Source organism: Nitrospira sp. NS4, assembly GCF_049546785.1.
GTDB lineage: Bacteria > Nitrospirota > Nitrospiria > Nitrospirales > Nitrospiraceae > Nitrospira_D.
In genome coordinates, this window is record NZ_JBMWAN010000001.1 from 384,595 (window position 1) to 403,170 (window position 18,576).

An 18,576-nucleotide genomic window follows, 5' to 3' on the forward strand; every position below is an offset into this window, starting at 1 on the left:
GTCAGCCTTTCACTCTGTGCGACTCCTGGCTCAGGGGCAGCCAAATCCGCACGGTTGTCCCCTTCGCCACCTCGCTCGTCATATGCATATCGCCTCCATGCCCTTCGACGATATTCCGGCAAATGGCGAGTCCTAATCCTGTTCCATGCCGCTTCCCGGTTGTAAAAAACGGTTCGAACACGCGGGAGAGCGCCTCGGGAGCAATGCCGACGCCGGCATCCTTGATCTGCACCACCATCCCCGGCCGTTCCTGGCGGGACAGCTCGAACGCGGTCACATCGATGGGCGCTCCTTCCATCGGAGACGCATCGATCGCATTGTGGATGACATTCAAGAGCACTTGCTTTACCTGATCCCGATCGGCGTGCAAGGGGCCGATGATCGGAGACAGCGACACCTGGATCCGGAGATGCTTGGCCTGTAGCTGCACATCCAGTGTTTTGACGACTTCGTCGATCACATCCGCCAGGCTGAACCGCACCGGCGCCAGGTCCCGAGGTCGCGCATACTCCACGATTTGATTGACGATGCGATCCAGCCGCTTCGCTTCCTTCAAGATCACGTCGATGTCCGCGCGACGGGGATCATCGCCGGCAAAATCGTCCCGCAACAGCGAGGCGGTGGACCCGATCCCGACCAGGGGATTCCTGAGCTCATGGGCGATGCCCGCCGCCACCTGTCCCAACGTCGCCAAATGCTCGGCCCGGCTCAACCGGGCCTGCAGATCCTCCAGCGCCGTGATATCGACGTTGAATCCCACGTAGACCGGCTGGAGACCATCGCCCCCGGCAATGGGCAACCGCCGACTCAACACCTTACGCACCACGCCGTCCTGGTGCAGGAAACGGAATACGGTCTCGCAGGGCTCTCCCCGCCTCACCGACTCCGCAAACTCGGAGATCACGCGCTCGCGATCCTCGGGATGAATCCGTTCTCTGAAGGCGTCGGGATCGACCGGCGCATCAGGATCGAAACCGGCCAGTTCCTGGTTGTAGCGATTGCTGAACGTGATCTGCATGCCCTTCGTGGTAAAGATCCCGAACGGAGCATGATCGACAAGGCCTCGATACTTCGCCTCCGAGGTCGCCAGGTGCTCGTTCAGTTGACGCAGCGCGGCCTCGGATTTTTCCATCTCGTCGAAATGGCCGCGAATCTGGGTGCTCATGTCGTGCATCACCCTCGTGAGGTCCCCGATTTCGTCCCTGCGCGCCAGCACGGGAATCGCCGGCACCAGTCCCTCGGGAGAGGACGCGACCGTCGTGGCCAGACTGAGGAGCGGGGCCGCAATCGAGCGGGCGATCAAATACAGCGCCCCGACCATCAGCCCGAACGTAAAGACGCCGCCGCCCAGCACGACGAAAAGCGTGGAGGTGCGATCCTGAGTCAATTGCGCCAGCTTTTCCGTGACACTCTTTTGCTCAAAGTGGTCGAAGATCCCCATCTGCCGACGAATCTCGACCATCAGTTCGCGCCCGCGCCCCTCTTCGATATAGTGAAACGCATCCTGTTTGTGTCCCTCTTTGATCGCGCGGATCAACGACTCCTTCTCCGTCACCAACTGAACGACGAGCGTTTGAATGTCCCTGAAGCGATCGGACTGCTCGCCCGAAACACGGCCTGCAAGATCGCGGCCGATAGCCTCGATTCCTTCCTGCGCGACCCGAAAGGGGCGCAAATACCGGTACTGATCGGTCAGGACATAGCCCCGGAACCCGGTTTCCAGATCCACGACCAGCCGCATGTACTCAGCCGCATTCTTTTGCGTCAGGTAGAGACTATCGAGCTGCTCCTCGTCCTGCGAGACCTTCTGGACGCTCTCATATGTCATCACGCTCAACACGATGAGCGCGACCAGAGGAATAATCGACGCCAGCAGGAGCTTGCGGTGAATGGGAAGATTGTTGAACAGGCGGGCGACGTGCTGCCGCATTGAGCTCCTCCCTCGATCGAGCATCGTAGGATTCAGACCCATTACATGTCAAACCCGCCTCGTATCGCACTGGTCGACCGCCCTTCAATACAGACTGGCGAGCGACAGAAGAACGCACCACAGTTCGCGGCCACTCATCATCAAGAACCTCACGCCGACACGATAGGCCCTTCATGGCAGTACGACATTAGGCATCTCATCCCACATAACAGGAATACGACGGAGCATGAACAATACACGGGGCTTCGCAACTCATTCGGTGACAAGTGCCCACCCCTTTGGAACTGCCGTTTCGGATTGGCTGGTCCCAGTGCCAGGCTCAAGGAGCGGGCGGTTTGGTCAGATCATTGTTCGCCCAGTTATTGGCTGCGTTGACATCGATTCCCCCAGCGGGTGGCGGTTTGTCGAGATTGGTATATTGGAAGGTATCGAAGGGCTGGATCTGCTCGTCGGCGGGCAATTGATTCCGGTTCCAACCTCCGCCGAGCGCACGAATCAGCGCGACCGAGGATCGCAGCAATTCGGCCTTGATCTGGACCGATTCGATACGCGCGGTGAGCGTGGCCACCTGCGCGTAAATCAGTTCAAGGCTGGAGGCCAGCCCGCCCTGATACAGCTCCGTGGTCAGATTTTGTGCTTTCTTCGTCGCCCCGACTGTCGCCTCTTGCCGGTCGACCGCAGTACTCAGCTGATTTGTCAGACTCAAATTGTTTTCCACTTCGCGGAAGGCGTTGAGCACCGTCGCACGGTATCGATCTTCTGTCTCGCGGTAGGCCGACCAGGCCTGCTGCAATTGGGCGCGGCGATACCCTCCCTGAAACATCGGGACCGCGACAGTAGCGCCATAGGACCATAAACTGTTGGCGAGCTGGATGAGATTGAAGCCGGCATCCTCAAAGCCACCTCCGGCCCGGAACGTCACATTCGGATAAAACGCGGCGCGGGCGATACCGATGGCTCGGTTCGCTTGCGCCATCTGGCGCTCCATTCCGGCCACGTCTGGCCGACGCTCCAGCAAGGTCGACGGAATCGTCTGTGGAATCGTGATATTCGCAACTCGAAGCTGATCGACCGGTTTGATCGTAAACCCGGCCGGTGCCATGTTGACGAGAATGGCAATCGATTGTTCCGTCACCTGGCGTTGCCCTTGAACCTGAGCCAATTTCGTTTCGGTGCTGTAGAGAAGCGATTCAACGCGGGCGACGTCGAGGGCCGACGCGATCGCACCGGCGAACTGGGTCTTCACGATGGCGAGGGACCGTTTATAGAGGTCGATCGATTGCGTATAGATCGCGACCTCGGCGTCGTAGCCGCGCAGCGTGAAATAGTTCGCCGCGATTTCCGCCTGCAGACTGAGGCGTGCAAGCCCATAGTCGGCGGCGCGTTCCTCGGCACGGTACGTTTCCACGCGCGTCGCATTGCGGATCGCCGACCAGAAATCGGGCTCCCAGGAGGCGAGCCCTCCAAGGGACACGGAGCTTTCCCGGAGCGGACTGTCAGGAGCGCGAAAGAGGGTATTTTCTGATTGTCGATTATTCGAAGCACCGAACCCCAGTCCGACCTGCGGCATTCGGCGCGACCGGGCCTTCATCATGTCATCACGAGCTTGGATGAACCGCTCCGCCGTGGCCTGGAGATCCGGATTGGCCGCCATCGCCTGCTCTTCGAGCCTGTTCAAGAGCGGATCATCGTACAGGGTCCACCAATCCGGACGCAGTGCGTCATCCGACGGCTTCGCCTCCATGAAGGGACTTGCCCCATGCCACGAAGCCGGAACGACGAATTCAGCCGGCTGATAGGGAGGCGCCAGATCGACATGCGGCAACCAGTCGCTACAGGCTGACACACTGAGTGCCAGCAGGACAATACCGCTGCGCCGCACACCGGCGAGAAGGATGCCTGACAAGTGTGATCGTGTTCCTACGCGCTCGCTCATCATGTGATAGGGACCGTCATTTTGAAGACTCTTCCTTTGGGGCCGGCGCATCCGGCGTCACGAGATCATAGCCGGGCGCCGGCGTCACGACGCGCACGTTGTCGCCTTCCAACAGCGCGGCGCTGGGGTTATTGATAATGTGCTCGTTTGAGGAGATTCCGTCCGTCACCTCGATGGCGTTGTCGAGAATTCGACCGACGGTAATCGGTGTAAAATGTACGCGGTCGCCGTCCGTCACCACTGCCACTTGCGCACCGTGCTCTTGGAATACCATGGCGGTTGACGGAATCGTGAACACACTTTTTTCCACAGGCGCCGTGAGATGGACGGTAGCGTAGGAGCCCGGCCACAGCGCCCGGTCCTCGTTCTCGATCGTGAATTCTGTGATGGCGGTGCGCGTGCTCACGTCGAATCCACGGGCGACAGTCAGGAACTTGGCGGTGAAATGACGTTGCGGCAATTGCGGCACCGTCACGTCGGCCGTCAGACCTGGCTGGAGGAAGGGCCCGAACGCCTCCGGCACGCTGACAAAGAGGCGCATCATACTGACGTCGGCCACGGTAAAGAGGTTACTGATCGTGCTGGAGCCGCCGGAGGAACTGATCGTGCCTTCTTTATTGACGTAGTCGCCGACATTGATATTGCGGACGGTGACTACGCCATCGTAGGGCGCGACGATGGTCTTGAAGTGAATCATCGCCTCGAAGTTCTTGACGTTTTGTTCTGCCGCCTTGACCTTTGCAGCCTGGGCTTTCGCCTCGGCGACTTGCACCGAAATCGCCTGTTCGGAGAGTGCATGGTTTTTGCGCATCGCCACGTAGCGCCTTGCCGTCAGTTCGGCTAACGCATTCTTGGCACGTTCCGATTCCAAATCCGCCTTGGCTTGCGCATATTGGGCGTCGAGAGTCGGCGCGTTGATTTCGGCGAGCACATCGCCTTTCTTGGCCTGTGCGCCGTAATCCTTGTACCACATCTTCACATAGCCCGAGACCTGCGCATAGATCGGCGCCTCATACCAGGCCTGGATATTGCCGGGGAGCGTAATCGTCTCGTTCGACGGCAACGGCGTTGCATGGATCACGGCCACGGTCGGAACGGCGCGTTCGAGGGTGGCTTCACGCAGCGCCGCAGCTTCGAGCCGGCCTTCATACAGCCGATATCCTACATAGCTCACACACAGAAGTAGGGCTGCGATCGCAAGGCCTTTTCCGCGCAGGACATTCATCTCAGATAGGCTCCTGTCGGCGGACGGCGCGCCGCTTATACATGATCGCATACACGCAGGGCACGAACACCAGCGTGAACAAGGTGGCAACAACCAAGCCGCCCATGACGGCGCGACCGAGCGGCGCATTCTGGGAGCTCCCCATCGACATCGGTAACATCCCGATGATCATGGCTGCTGCGGTCATGAGAACGGGACGGATACGGGCTTTTCCGGCTTCGATCGCCGCCCGTAGCGCATCGCCATGCTCGGCGAGCCGTTCACGGGCATAGGATACGACGAGGATCGAATTGGCCGTCGCCGTTCCCATGGTCATAATGGCGCCGGTCAGCGCCGGTGTGGAGAGATTCGTGTGGGTCAGAAACAAACTCCATGCAATGCCCGCCAAGGCACCGGGTAAGGCCGTAATGATGATGAAGGGATCGAGCCACGATTGGAAATTGACGACAATCAGGAGATAGACCAGCACGATGGCCACGATAAGACCGATGACGAGTTCGGTGTAGGCCCCGCGCATCAATTCGGCCTGGCCATGGATTTCGACCGCCGCACTTCGGGGCAACTCGCCTTCCATACTATGGGCGACCTTTTCGACATCCGCCAGCACGCCGCCCAGATCACGCCCGTCGGCGGACACATAGATGTCAATTAATGGCATGATATCTTTGTGCGTAATCACGCCGGGCGTGCCGACTGCTGACAACGTGGTCACATTGCCGAGCAATTTCAGGCTCTTGTCTGACGCGTCCCGATCGTCTCGATCGACGGGAACGGTCAACAGATCTTTGATGCTGGTGAGCTGCTGCTGAGGGGTATACACGTTGATCCGGTAGGACATGCCTGTCTTCCGATCAAGCCAGTATTGCTGGTCGACCTGTTGGCTGCCGGCTGTCGTCAACAGCAGGTTGCCTGCAACGTCTTTCTGGGTCAGGTTCATACCAAGGCCGAACATGCGGTTGGTTTCGGCGAGGAGGGTCGGCGTGCGCATGGTCTGCTGGATCACGACGTCAGTGGTCCCGGGGATCTGGCGCAACCGGCCGGCTAGATTGCGTGCGAACTCGTAGTTGGCGTACCGGTCGGGGCCGTTGATCTGCACATCGATGGGCGAAGGCGAGCCGAAATTGAGAATCTTCGCGGTCAGGTCCGCCGGCTGGAACGTGAATTCGGTGCCGGGGTATCGCTCGCGCAAGCCCTTCCGGAGAATGCGTCGATACTCCCATACCGGCGACTTTTCATTCTTGAGGGAGATGGTCATATCGCAATCCTGCGGACCGATCGTCGGGGTTGGGATGAAGGCAAGGTTATGCGCTCCGACCGGCAGCCCGCAATTGCTCACGATGCCTTCGACCTGGCCGGGGAGCATCTGCTCAATGTCTTTCGACACAAGCGAGGCGATGCGGCCTGTTGCCTCGATCCGCATGCCGAGGGGCGCCCGCATATGCATCTGCAACGTCCCCGACTTGATCTCGGGGAAAAAGTCTCGACCATTGAAATACAAGAGACTGAGCGAGCTGACGGCGAGAATCAGAGAGATGCTGACGACGCCGCTGCGATGGGCGACTGCCTGTTCGAGCAGCGCATTGTAGCGTTCACGAAAACGGTCGAAGCCGCGTTCGAAGCTTTGCTGGAAGCGCACGAAAAATCCCGCTCTCTTATTCACGTCGAGCTGCCCATGCTCATCCGTATGCGATGCGTTGTGGCCGGTCAGCATGTAGTTCGCCATGGTCGGCACCAGCGTTCGTGAAAGAATGAAGGACGCAAGCATCGCGAAGATGATCGCCTCTGCCATCGGCATGAACAGCCACCCGGATACTCCGCTCAGCTTGAAGAGCGGGAGCCACACGATCGCGATCGCTAATGTGGCCACAAACGTCGGTAGAAGAATCTGCTTGGAGGCATCCATGATGGCATCCTCCAGCGGCTTGTTCATGGCGAGATGGGTGTCGATATTCTCAATCATCACCGTGGCATCGTCGACAAGGACGCCCACAGCCAACGCCAATCCGCCCAACGTCATGACATTGATGGACTGCCCTGCCCAGTGCAGGCAGATGATGGAAGTCAGGATGGAGAGCGGAATTGTGGTTGCCACAATGACCGTCGACTGCCAGGAGCCGAGCAGCAGGAGGACGATGAGGCCGACCAGGACGGCCGCAATCACCATTTCGGAGACCACATCCACAATCGAATCCCTTACGAAGATCGAGGCGTCGTTCAGCAGCTTCACCTTCACGCCATCCGGCACAACCTTCTCGATACGCGGAATCATCTCCTTAATTCCATCTACAACGTCCAGGGTCGAGGCCTCGCTGCTCTTCATCACAATGATGATGACGGACTGCTGGCCATCCACCAGCACGGCATTTGTTTGCACCCGGCCGGCGAGCCGCACATCAGCGACGTCCCGCAGATGGATGAAGGCGTTCCCTTCTCGCTTGATCGGAATGTTGTTGAAATCCTCGACCTTCAGGGGGGAGGCGTTCGTCAGAACAATCCAGTCGGTCGCTTTGATCTTTATGTCGCCCCCGGGCAGCACCAGGTTCTGACTCCCGAGGGCCATGTGGACATCCGATGGGGTCAGGTGACGGGCGAGCAATTTCTGCTGATCGAGCGACACCATGATCTGCATATCCTGCCCGCCGTAGGGATGCGGCAGAATTGCCCCGTCGATGGTGACCAACAGGGGTCGGATTCGCATGATGCAGAGATTATAGAGCTCCGCCATCGTGAGGGTATCGGAGGTGACTTGCAACATGGCCACCGGCACCGATGATGGCGCAAGACGCATGACCATGGGCGGGGAAATATCCGGCGGCAGCGCTTTGACCACCGTCTGCGAGATCGCCGCGATATCAGCTTCGGTCCCGCCGCGGTCGATACCGTCCTGAAGATAGACGTTGATGATACTGCTACCGTAATAGGAGTGACTGACGATGCTCTTGATACCCTCGACTGTCGAAGTGAGAAAGCGCTCGAAGATATACGTGATGCGCCCTTCGACATCCTGGGGCAGCAGACCGTCGTAGGCCCAGACCACGGAGGTGACGGGAATCAAGATGTTCGGAAACACATCGGTCGGCATATGGACGGTTGTCTGGACCCCGAATAGGACGATCAGAATGGCAAGGACAACAAAAGTGTAGGGCTTCCGCAGGGCGATGTGGATAAGCTGCATCATGCGCAAAATCTGAAATACAGCAATCTTTGTGCCGATCATCTAATTCATGCGACATAGCCTTATCGGCATCGACAGGATGCGGACGGAGCATGGAGAGTGCCGCCCTCATCGTTGGTCTGACGGGGCACCTATTTTCGCACTGAGCGAATCGTGCGGATTCGCTCAATTAATCCAGACGTGCGGGAGTGCGCAGCATGTGCTGGAAAGCAATCCGTAAGGAATGTGCCGAGAATATGCCGCCTGGGCAGTTTCCCACAGACCAGAGAATGACTACCGCCATTGGTATTGATCTTGCTGTTATATCCATAGAGTTGTGATTACGGTGACCAGCGACACAAAGGGATCGACCATGCATCGTTTTAGGCTTATCCAAGAGATTCAAGTAAAAGCCGCCAATGGCAGGGCTAGAAAGTGGCATACCATGCTGAGAATTCGAAGCGTGAGTCTGACTGTGGCAATCGTGAGCGGACTTGCTGGCGCCTTTGGAACCGGTGGGCTCGCTCAGGCTGAATCGCTCACAGTTGGAGCCCCCCCGAGCGTCAGAGCTGTATTCACCGAAATCCTGCCGATGTTCGAACGAGAATATGGAGCGTCGGTCAACGTGGTCTATGGCCCCTCGAAAACCCTGAGCCATCAGATCGAACAGGGGGCTCCGATTGATGTATTCCTTGCTGCGGGGGTTGACGAAGTCATGCAACTCCACAAGAAGGGACTGACACTCAACGGCAGGCCTCGGATTTACGCGCAGACATCCCTCGTCCTCGTGATGTCAACGGACTCCCTGGCCACGCTGGTGTCCCTTCACGATGCGCTACCCAATCGCACCACACGCATTGCCCTCGGGGACCCTCGGACGTCCTCCTTGGGAGATATCACGGCCCGGGCGATCTCCAGACTCAATCCGACGTATCTGGATAAGAGCCGTTCCCACATTGTCCATGCAGCCCATAGCGAAGACATCATCAATCTGATTCACACGGGCAAGGCCGACGTGGGGCTCGTCTATCGTGTAGACGCCATCAACGGCGGGCAAGTGCGCATCAGTGATGAGGCCCCCACCGGATCTTATATGCCGGTGCAGTTCGGTCAGGCAGTGGTATGGACCTGTCGGGAGACATCGCTTGGTGTCGCGGAAGAGTTTCTCGACTTCATGATGAGTCCCCGGATACAAAAACTCCTCCTCAAATACGGGTTTGATCCCGTTCCGTCGCACAGATAATCCGCGCTATTTCCTAATTATCCGTACTCAGATGCCATCCAGCTGTCTGACTCAATAGAGCGTCGCCCCGCCCGATCGTTTATCCGCACCGTGCGGACCGTGCGTGATCGCTCGTTTTACTCGGCCACCATCACGATTGAACAAAATGACCATATTTTTAGCATATATCAGTTGGCACCGAGGTTGCTTAGTGATTGCTTGAGTGTTCCTCGCAACTGCGCAGCGAGCGACGAACCGACCGCAACATGGGAACATACAGGAGGACCGTGATGGACTACGTCAAACCCCTCGGCGTTGTGGAAAGTATGCTGGCCTACGGTACCGTCAAGCTGAACGTGCCCCCTCGACATCTGGTCATTCGAGGGATGCTGGCCGGTGCCTATCTGGGCATTGCCACCAGCATGGCCGTCACCGCGGCGGTCGAAACCGGGCTCTGGATCGTCGGCAGCCTCCTCTTTCCCTTCGGATTGGCGCTGGCCGTCCTGCTCGGGACGGAAATCATCACAGGCAGTTTCGCGCTGCTTCCCTGCGCCGCTGTCGAGAGCAAAGGCCAGGTCGGCATGCGTCGCATCCTGGCCAATTGGGGATGGGTCTTTCTCGGCAATCTGCTGGGGTCAACGCTGTACGCCCTCCTCTTCGCCTTGTGCATCACGACGGCGTGGGACGGCACAGTACCTCCCGTCGGTGCCAAGCTGATCGCCATGGCCGAAGCCAAGACGAATTACTATGCGGCACATGGCTCCGCCGGTCTGCTCACGGTCTTTACCAAGGCCGTCCTCTGCAACTGGATGGTCAGCCTGGCGGTCGTCGCAGCCTTCGCCTCCACCTCGTTCACCGGAAAGTTGTTCGCGATCTGGGGACCGACGGTGCTGTTCTTCTCCCAAGGGTTCGAACATGCCGTCGTGAACATGTTCGTCATCCCGGTCGGCATGCTGCTCGGCGCCAATGTCACCGCGCCCGCCTGGTGGCTCTGGAATCAAATCCCGGTGACGTTAGGGAATCTCGTCGGGGGGATGCTGTTCACCGGACTGGCCATCTATCTGACTCATCGAACGGCCATGCCGGCGGCAAGTCAGGCCGTTCCGGCGGTGCAGCCGCACCCGGCGCCCGCACAGCAAGGCTATTCTCCGTCTTTCTGACGTGAGGTGAGGGGACGATGGCAACGGTGTATCTCAGACGGCTGCGCGGCTGGCGGTTCGTGGTCTTCAATGCCATCCTCGGCCTTGCGCACATCGTCGTCTTGTTCAATGCCGGGTCGTATATCGCCCTGTTGCCGCACGTGTCCGGCGACCTCGGCGGCGTCTTGCCGAGCTTTCTCACCTGGGCCCAAACCGATTTCATGGTCGGACTGGCGCTCGGGTTTCCCTTGGCGCGCTATCTCTCCGGCCGCATCGGCGACTATCGGCTGCTGATCGGCGCGTTCATCGTCTACAGCGTCGCCTCCTATCTCTGCGGCGCCAGCGAAACGCTCTCGCAATTTCTGCCGGCCCGGATCGCGCAAGGCATCGCGGGAGGCATCACCCTGCCGATTGCTCAATCGATGCTGCTCAACGAGTATCCGAAGCGGTTGAAAGCGGTGGCCCTCAGCGTCTGGGGATTGTTCAGCATCACCCCCTTCACCATCGGCATGCCAGCCGGCGGCTACATTGCGTACTTATTCGGCTGGCGGTCTCTCTTCTATCTGGATTTTGTGCTGACGATGATCATCGTCGGCACCCTCGGCGCCCTGCTCTACGGGAGGGGATTCCGGCGCAGCTACGGGCGCTTCGATCTCGTGGGTTTTCTGCTGCTGCTCGTGCTGCTGCTGGGGCTTCAGACGTTCCTCAACATGGGGAATGATTTCGACTGGCTGGACTCCCCGTTTCTCCAGGCCATCGCCGTCGTCCTGCTGATCGCCCTGCCCTGTTTCGTCATCTGGGAACTCGGGGAGCGGCATCCCACAGTGGATCTCCGCCTGTTTCAACATCGTAATTTCGCGATCGGCGTCATCTGCCTGACGCTCGGATTCTTTTCCATCCAGGGCCTGCTCTCGCTCCTGATCGTGCAAATCCAGCTGATCCTCGGATATTCGTCGAAACTGGCCGGTCTGGCCCTTTTGCCGCTGGTGCTGCTGGGGGCTCCTGTCATCGCGATCATGCACCTGCTCTGCAGGTACATCGACGCGCGCTGGTTGGTCGCGCTGAACAGTCTCGGATTCGCCGCAACATTTTATTGGATCGGCCTGTTCGACGATCCCCATTCATATGAAGAACTCTTCTGGCCGATGATCGCGGAAGGGATCTTCCTGGGATCGTTCTTCACTCCCCTGACAGTGCTCACCCTGCACGGCCTATCCGGCCCGGTGATGACACGGGCGGCTGAGGTGGCCAATCTGCTACGCGTCGCCGCCGGCGCATTCGGCATCACGTTCCAAGGCATCGTGCTCTTTCGGCGCACCCACTTCCATCAGCTCAATCTAGCCGATCACTTCGGCGGGCGCCTGGCGATCTCCTACGATCCGGTGGGGCAACTGACGGCCAAACTGGTTGAGGCAGGAGTCTCGCCGTCGCAGGTGCACGCCAAGCTCGGCGCCCTGATCAAGCAAGAAGCGGCGATTCTCAGTCTGAACGATGCCTTTCTCGTCGCCAGTGCGCTGTTTATCGTCATCGGCCTGCTGGTCTGGTTCGCGCATCCCACCCACGTGCCGCTCTCGCCGTCCCCGGCGGAAGAACTGCGTGAACTCCGCGCAGAGGAATTGATCGAGGAGGTGCCATGACCTCGCATAGCACGACAATCAACCGCATATCACTCAGTTTCCTGGCCGGCTGCGCCTTGCTCCTCGGCAGTTGCGCCTGGATTCCGCCGGGGGATCCTCCCGCCGAATTTCTCGAGGCCCCGGAGATGAAAGAAACCCTGGCTGAGGTCACGAGCCGGCTCCAGCAATGGCCGGAGGATCGCTGGTGGACACAATTCGACAATCCGGAATTGAACGCACTGATCGAAACGGCCCTCACGAACAACCCGGGCTTGAAAGTCGCGGGGGCGCGGCTGCGCGAGGCGGACGCATTGGTCAAGGTGGAAGGCGCGCGGCTCCTGCCCTTTCTGGAGGCCGACGCCTCCCTGACCTACGAGCGCATTTCCCAGCACGGCGTTTTCGCAGCCCTGAATCCTAAAGTGGCAGGGGACAAGATTCTCCTGGGAATCATCAACCCGCTAAGCTTCCGGTACGAGTTCGATTTCTGGGGGAAGAACCGGGCCATGCTCGAAGGGGCGCTGGGACAGGCGGCGGCCGAAGAAGCGGAAAAGGCCGAGGTACGCCTGAGGCTGACCGCGGCTATCGCGCGGGCCTATTTCAAAGGGCAGGCGCTTCAGCAGCAACTCGGCATCGTCAAAACGCTCGTCGGCATCAGACAGAATCTACGGACGCTCGCGGAGACCCGGTTCCGCCTCGGTCTGGACAACGAGCAGCCCGTGAAAGTCGCCGTGGCGGACTATGAAGCGGCTTTCAAACGGCAAGCCGGCATCCGCGATCAACTGGACGTTCAGCGCCATGTCCTCGCGCGGCTGGCCGGTCAAGGGCCCGATCAAGCCCTTCATCTGTTCACCAAACCGGCGGTCATCATTCCGGAAGAGATCACGGCCCCCGATCATCTGTCGATGGGACTGCTGATTCACCGGCCCGATTTGGCCGCAGCCCTCTACCGGGCCGACGCCGCCGCCCGGTTGGTCAAGGTTTCCAAGACGCAATTTTATCCCACAATCGATCTCACGGCCTTCGTGGGATTCAATGCCCTGACGCTGGTGAAACACGCCGACAAACTCGCCAACCTCTTGTTCAGCGGCCAAAGCAACGCCTACGGTTTCGCACCGGGCCTGCGTATGCCGTGGTTCGAGGGCGGCCGATTGCGGGGAGAATTGGCGGCACAACGGGCGGAATACGATGCGGCCGTGGAACTCTACAACGAAACCCTGCTCGATGCGATGCGAGAAGTGGCCGACAGCCTCAGCGCCTGGCAATCGACGCGCGAAATGATCGGGTCCCACAAGCGCCTGCTCGCCTCGCTTGGCGAAGACTGGCGCCTGGCGAAGGTGCGGCTCGTGACCGGCCTGGACGACGATCGCGAAGTCTTGCGGCATCGCCAGCCGGTCCTGGAACAGGAATATGCCTTACGGGCGCTCGAGAGCGATCAGCTGGTTGCAGCGGTCGATCTTATCGAAGCGCTGGGCGGAGGCTATCGCAACACGGACCTCGAGAAGCGTCCACACAACAACCCGAGTTAACCCATGACCACAACCAATACGACACCGGATTCGCCCAATACGCCCCTCTCGCCGGGTGCGCCACGCCTCCACCCCAAGGTCATTCGCGCGCGCCGGAACCGGCGGCTCCTCGTCGTCGCGGCGCTGGTCCTCGCGGGGGCTACCGGCTATCTCGGCTATTGGGCGAACTACGAACGGTTCTGGATCCGCACGGACAACGCCTACGTGACGGGCAATTTGATTCCGGTCGCGGCCCAAGCCTCCGGCATTGTCACCCAGGTGCTCGCCGAGGAAACCCAGTTTGTGAATCGGGGCGACGTGATGATCCGTCTCGACGAACATCAGGCCTATGCCGCGCTGGGCCGCGCGCGCGGACGGCTCGGGGAAGAAGTCCGGCGCATCGCCGCCCTGTTTATGACCAGGAAACAACTGGCGGAGCAATTAACGTCGCGAACTGCCCGCTTAAACCTGGCCCGCCACGACATGGACCGCTATCAGGCGGCGGCGCCGAGCGGCGCGGTTTCCAAGCAGATCCTCCAAAATACGGCGGATAAAATCCTGTCGCTTGAGGCGGATGTGCGGGAGACGCAGGCGGAACTCGATACGCTCGATGCGCAGGTGGGCGGCACGACGGTCATGGAACATCCGGCTGTCGAACTGGCCAAACATCAGCTCATCGAAGCCTATCTGGAATACACCCGCCAGCAGATCAAGGCGCCGGTGTCCGGCTACGTGGCGAAACGGAAAGCGCAGGTCGGCGACCGCGTGCAACCCGGAGCGCCGCTGATGACGATCGTGCCGCTCGATCATTTGTGGGTCGAAGCGAATCTCCGTGAGACAGAGTTGCAACATATCAGGCCCGGGCAGAGCGCGATGGTCAACGTCAGCCTGTATGGCTCGCAACACACGTTTCACGGCACGGTTGAAGGACTCGTACCCGGCAGCGGGAGCGCCTTTGCGCTATTGCCACCGGATAATTCGACCGGAAATTTCATTCACATCGTCGAGCGTGTGCCGGTCCGCATCGCGTTGCCGGAGGAGGAGATTCGAGAACATCCGATCAGGCCCGGCCTCTCGACCGTGACGAAGATCAATATCGGTGAGTCCGGCCAGTCCGTGTGGTCGTCTTCTGCGGCGCCGTCGACGGCGGAATATGCCACCGACGTCTATGCCGACGAGCTGCCCACGGCGGAATCCCTGGCCAAGGAAGTCATGGCCGGCAATCTCGTAATTGCGGAACTCGATGAGTCGACCGACATGATGATCGCACAGGAGGAGACGGAAACCCGCCCGGCGGCCCCTGGCCGAAGCACCGTGCGAGCGTCCAAAGAGATCCATCGCCCTGTCGATCCGGCCGTGGTGACCGGGCGCCCTGCTCCTGCTCCCCGTTCATTCGTTCCACGACGCAGTCCCGATCTGGGGGAAGCGGCCGCTCCGCTCACACCCTCCATCGGACCAGGCTCTGGATTACTGGGACCGGAAGGGGGGCGCAGTCCCTCCCGACTTCGGTCAGAATCCGGTGAAGAGCGTGGCAGACATTCCCTCGGTTCGGGAAGACATTAGCCGGGTCTGCTGACTCCGCGTCGCAGTTCCATCCGCATCCGCCCCCCCATTGATCATCGGTCGGAACGCTATAGTAATAGGTGCATCCACCCTCTGCCCTAGCAGCCGCACAGTGCTACCTGTGCGGATTCGCTCAGATTGATCGAAGTCCGAGGTGGAAATGGCCGAAAACTGAGCCTATTGCATCGGCATCGGGCTTGCTAGACACACCAGTAGGCAGTGAATCACGCTCACACGGGAGGCGGTTATGAAAGAGCTGGTGAAATCGGTGGGTGATCGAGAATTGGCCTGGATCATGCTCGCCATTGCCGGAATTCTGGTCTGGAGCACGTGGGGACTGATTTCGTAATCGACCGGTCTGCCGCTTCCGCCCTGAAGCGCGGGTTCGGTTTCCATGTCCCCTAGTGGCTTGCCTGCTTCAGGCTCCTCCGCTCAGTCAAAGACCCATCGTTTGGACACACCAACCCGTCTTCACCGTCAGACCAGATCAGTTAGGCTGCTAACCTGATGAAGGACTCTGCCTCAAGAGAGCCTTCGTCCTCTTGATAGTCCGGCCCACCGGTTGAAAGCACCGAGACCTTCGCCTGTTGGAGCAGGCGATTCTGCTCGATCACGGAGTCGTGAACATGACCGCAATTCAGGCAGCGCAAGCTCGTCGTCCACATCTCTCCGTATCCCCCCTCAAGGTCGAGGAGTTGGTCTTCTACCATGAGCCCCTGGCAACGTGAGCAATTCATGATTCTTCTCCTTGTTGTAAGCCTTGGCACTCATCGCCCATGGAGAAAGCATAGCGCACACCATGGGGCGCGAAAGACCCAAAGGCAGTACCTCGGAAGAGGGGGGCCAGGGAACACAGCAGGCCACGCCTTGCCTCTATGGCACCTCCGGCGTGTGCGGGTCGGCAAGCAGTCGTCTGGCCAGCTAATGTGCCAATTCGTAGCGCACGGCACTGAGTAATTGTTCCATATCCAGGGGCTTGGGAAACGTCTGACGCGCACCCAGGAGCTTGGCCACGTTGATCCCGCCCTCACTCTCGAGACTGCCGGAGATCGCGATGACTTTGACGTTGAGAAAACTCCTGGTCAACTCCAACATCAGTTCGAGACCATTCATCTCCGGCATCACAATGTCGGTGATGATTAAGTCCGCAGATCGTTCCCGATACACCTCCAGTCCGCGACGGCCATTTGAGGCTTCCAGGACTTGGTGGCCGGCCCCTTCCAGAACGGCACGGAGAAGCGCGCGTATTGGCTCCTGATCATCAATGACAAGTATGGTTGCCATGGTCACACCCCTCCCGTAAGCGGCGAATGCTTTTTCGCATAATGGCTCGACAATGCCTCAATCAATGCGTCTTTGGTGGCTTCCACCCGCTGACGCTGTTGCTCGCCTTGGATGTACTGTTCTATCTTTCCGGATGAAAGCGGTTTGCTATACAGAAACCCTTGTCCCTCATGGCAGCCAAGATCCCGGAGGACCATGGCTTGCTCCTGACTCTCCACGCCTTCGGCGGTGACTTTCAGCCCCATATTCAATGCCATGCCTATGACTCCCTTGATGATGGCCTTGGCTTGATGCCCATTGCCAATCTCTCGCACAAAGCATTGGTCAATCTTCAGGGCATCGACCGGAAGCTGGGTCAGGTAACTCAACCCCGAATACCCGGTTCCGAAATCATCCACGGAAAGGCGCACCCCCAGAGCTTTCAGCTTGTAGAGATTCTCCAACGCGGCATCTGCTTCTGCGATCAGCACGCTCTCGGTAATTTCCAACTCAAGATACTGCGGATTTAAATTGGTTTCCTTCAAGACTCGTGCAACCGTACTGACCAACTGGGGATTCCGCAGTTGCTTGGGCGAGACATTGACCCCGATATAGAGAGGCGGTAGGCCCCGTTCTTGCCATCCTATGCCTTGCAAGCAGGCCGCACGAAGAATCCACTCTCCCATGGCTTCGATCAGGCCGGACTCTTCCGCTAACGGGATAAAATGAACGGGGGATACCAAACCAAAATCCGGGTGCTGCCACCGCATCAGGGCTTCTGTCCCGACGAGTTGGCCAGTCGCAAGATTGATTTTGGGTTGATAGGACACGGACAGCTCACGGCGAGCGAGCGCATGGCGCAGGCTCGTTTCCATGAACAGGGGGTCATAGGGCCGAGCCGCCATGTCCGCTGCGTAGAACTCGCAATGGTTCTTCCCTCGCGTTTTGGCGCAAGCTAACGCTTTGCTGGCATTGTTGAGTATTCCGCTGACCACAACCTTATGCGCGTCAGGAACGAGTTCTCCCCCGATATGGGCGGCGAGAGAGACTCTCTCGCCTGACTCGATGAGCGGGACTCGCAGCATATCGATGGAGGCATGCGCCAGCTGCGCCACCTCCGCCGGAGTGTCATAGCTTTTTGTGAGAATAGCCAGGCTCGCCTGTCCATGTCGGGCCACCACGTCGCCCGGTTTGAGCAGCGGGACGAGCCGGTTCACGAGCTGCTTCATGACGCGATCGCTTGCGGCATGCCCCTTCGTCTTGTCGATCTGGTCCATCCCGGCGATTTCCAGAACGAGCACGCTGAGTTTCTCGCGAGACTGGCGGGCTTGCTTCACAGCGCGACTGACGAGATGCGCGAATTGTGTGCGGCTCGGCAAGCCGGTCAGGGGGTCACAGGTGGCGAGGAGCCTCACTGATTCCATCGCCCGCCCGCACGCGACTGCCACGGCCAGAGTGAGCGGCATTTGCAATACATGGTAATCCAGTGTGCCGCCGGCCCGCCCCGCATCCTGATAGAAGGCCAACCCGTACATGGTCGTCACGACGGCCGCATAGAGGATGGTCTGTTGTCTGGTGCGGGTGAGGACCGCGATGAGCAGGATGAGGAAATACGCTGCATAGGCGTCGGCTCCCGCGCTGCCGGAATAATAGAACAGCGTGGCGGTGATAACGGTGTCGAGTATCGCCAGAAGACCTGGAAACCAATCCGACGCGATCAGGCGAATGGGCAGGAACAACAACCCTCCGAAGATGGCAAGAAGCCCTGCAAAGGGCAGCCACAGCGCGTATTCAAGCTGGAGGACCTTGAAATGCAAGACGGCGCTGCCCACCATCACCCCCAGCACGAGGATTTGCAGGAAGATAAACACCGATCGGACCTCTCCTCTCATCGCGGCTATGGCCTGCGCCACATTTGGCGGGACACTGTCGCGATGGGTTGAGTGATCCGGCGGCAGAGTCACCGCTGCTCCCGATTGATTGAGGAGACCGGTGGACACGCTAGCCTCGTTGCCGAATTCAG

General features: G+C 59.4%; 12 protein-coding genes. 5 read left to right on the forward strand and 7 right to left on the reverse strand.

Translation table 11 applies throughout. The annotated features are described in order from the left end of the window. Position 1: 1 nt before the first annotated feature. The 4 genes from ACO9S2_RS01745 to ACO9S2_RS01760 all read right to left on the reverse strand — a co-directional run bounded on the left by ACO9S2_RS01745 (position 2) and on the right by ACO9S2_RS01760 (position 8,269). Positions 2-1,930 carry an ATP-binding protein gene (locus tag ACO9S2_RS01745; RefSeq protein WP_423720066.1) on the reverse strand — a complete coding sequence of 643 codons (1,929 nt, stop codon included), beginning with the start codon at positions 1,928-1,930 and terminating at the stop codon, positions 2-4. Between the two features lie 319 nt (positions 1,931-2,249). After that, positions 2,250-3,866 carry an efflux transporter outer membrane subunit gene (locus tag ACO9S2_RS01750; RefSeq protein ID WP_423720695.1) on the reverse strand — a complete coding sequence of 539 codons (1,617 nt, stop codon included), beginning with the start codon at positions 3,864-3,866 and terminating at the stop codon, positions 2,250-2,252. Positions 3,867-3,882: 16 nt separating this feature from the next. Continuing rightward, the gene (locus tag ACO9S2_RS01755) at positions 3,883-5,091 is read right to left on the reverse strand and encodes an efflux RND transporter periplasmic adaptor subunit (RefSeq protein ID WP_423720067.1); all 1,209 of its coding nucleotides are present in this window, start codon (positions 5,089-5,091) and stop codon (positions 3,883-3,885) included. Between the two features lies 1 nt (position 5,092). Further along, on the reverse strand, positions 5,093-8,269 hold the full coding sequence (locus ACO9S2_RS01760; RefSeq protein ID WP_423720068.1) for an efflux RND transporter permease subunit: 3,177 nt from the start codon (positions 8,267-8,269) through the stop codon (positions 5,093-5,095). A gap of 421 nt (positions 8,270-8,690) precedes the next feature. Between ACO9S2_RS01760 and modA the strand changes: the two genes are divergently transcribed. From modA to ACO9S2_RS01785, 5 genes are all read left to right on the forward strand, one after another. After that, positions 8,691-9,488: a molybdate ABC transporter substrate-binding protein gene (gene modA / locus ACO9S2_RS01765; protein WP_423720069.1), complete on the forward strand. Its 798-nt coding sequence runs from the start codon at positions 8,691-8,693 to the stop codon at positions 9,486-9,488. 269 nt (positions 9,489-9,757) lie between these two features. Continuing rightward, entirely contained in the window at positions 9,758-10,627 is an 870-nt protein-coding gene (locus tag ACO9S2_RS01770; RefSeq protein ID WP_423720070.1) for a formate/nitrite transporter family protein, read from the forward strand. 17 nt (positions 10,628-10,644) lie between these two features. Further along, entirely contained in the window at positions 10,645-12,243 is a 1,599-nt protein-coding gene (locus ACO9S2_RS01775) for a DHA2 family efflux MFS transporter permease subunit (protein WP_423720071.1), read from the forward strand. Continuing rightward, the gene (locus tag ACO9S2_RS01780) at positions 12,240-13,748 is read left to right on the forward strand and encodes an efflux transporter outer membrane subunit (protein WP_423720073.1); all 1,509 of its coding nucleotides are present in this window, start codon (positions 12,240-12,242) and stop codon (positions 13,746-13,748) included. The genes ACO9S2_RS01775 and ACO9S2_RS01780 overlap by 4 nt, the downstream gene beginning before the upstream one ends. Positions 13,749-13,751: 3 nt before the next feature. Continuing rightward, positions 13,752-15,290 (forward strand): efflux RND transporter periplasmic adaptor subunit, encoded by a 1,539-nt coding sequence (locus ACO9S2_RS01785; RefSeq protein ID WP_423720074.1) that lies wholly within the window; start codon positions 13,752-13,754, stop codon positions 15,288-15,290. Positions 15,291-15,781: 491 nt separating this feature from the next. On the opposite strand, the gene ACO9S2_RS01790 is transcribed toward ACO9S2_RS01785, so the two are convergent. The 3 genes from ACO9S2_RS01790 to ACO9S2_RS01800 form a co-directional block, all read right to left on the reverse strand. Beyond that, on the reverse strand, positions 15,782-16,027 hold the full coding sequence (locus ACO9S2_RS01790) for a hypothetical protein (protein ID WP_423720075.1): 246 nt from the start codon (positions 16,025-16,027) through the stop codon (positions 15,782-15,784). 184 nt (positions 16,028-16,211) lie between these two features. Continuing rightward, entirely contained in the window at positions 16,212-16,574 is a 363-nt protein-coding gene (locus ACO9S2_RS01795; protein ID WP_423720076.1) for a response regulator, read from the reverse strand. A 2-nt stretch (positions 16,575-16,576) separates the two neighbouring features. Beyond that, on the reverse strand, positions 16,577-18,553 hold the full coding sequence (locus ACO9S2_RS01800) for a putative bifunctional diguanylate cyclase/phosphodiesterase (protein WP_423720077.1): 1,977 nt from the start codon (positions 18,551-18,553) through the stop codon (positions 16,577-16,579). Positions 18,554-18,576: the final 23 nt, after the last annotated feature.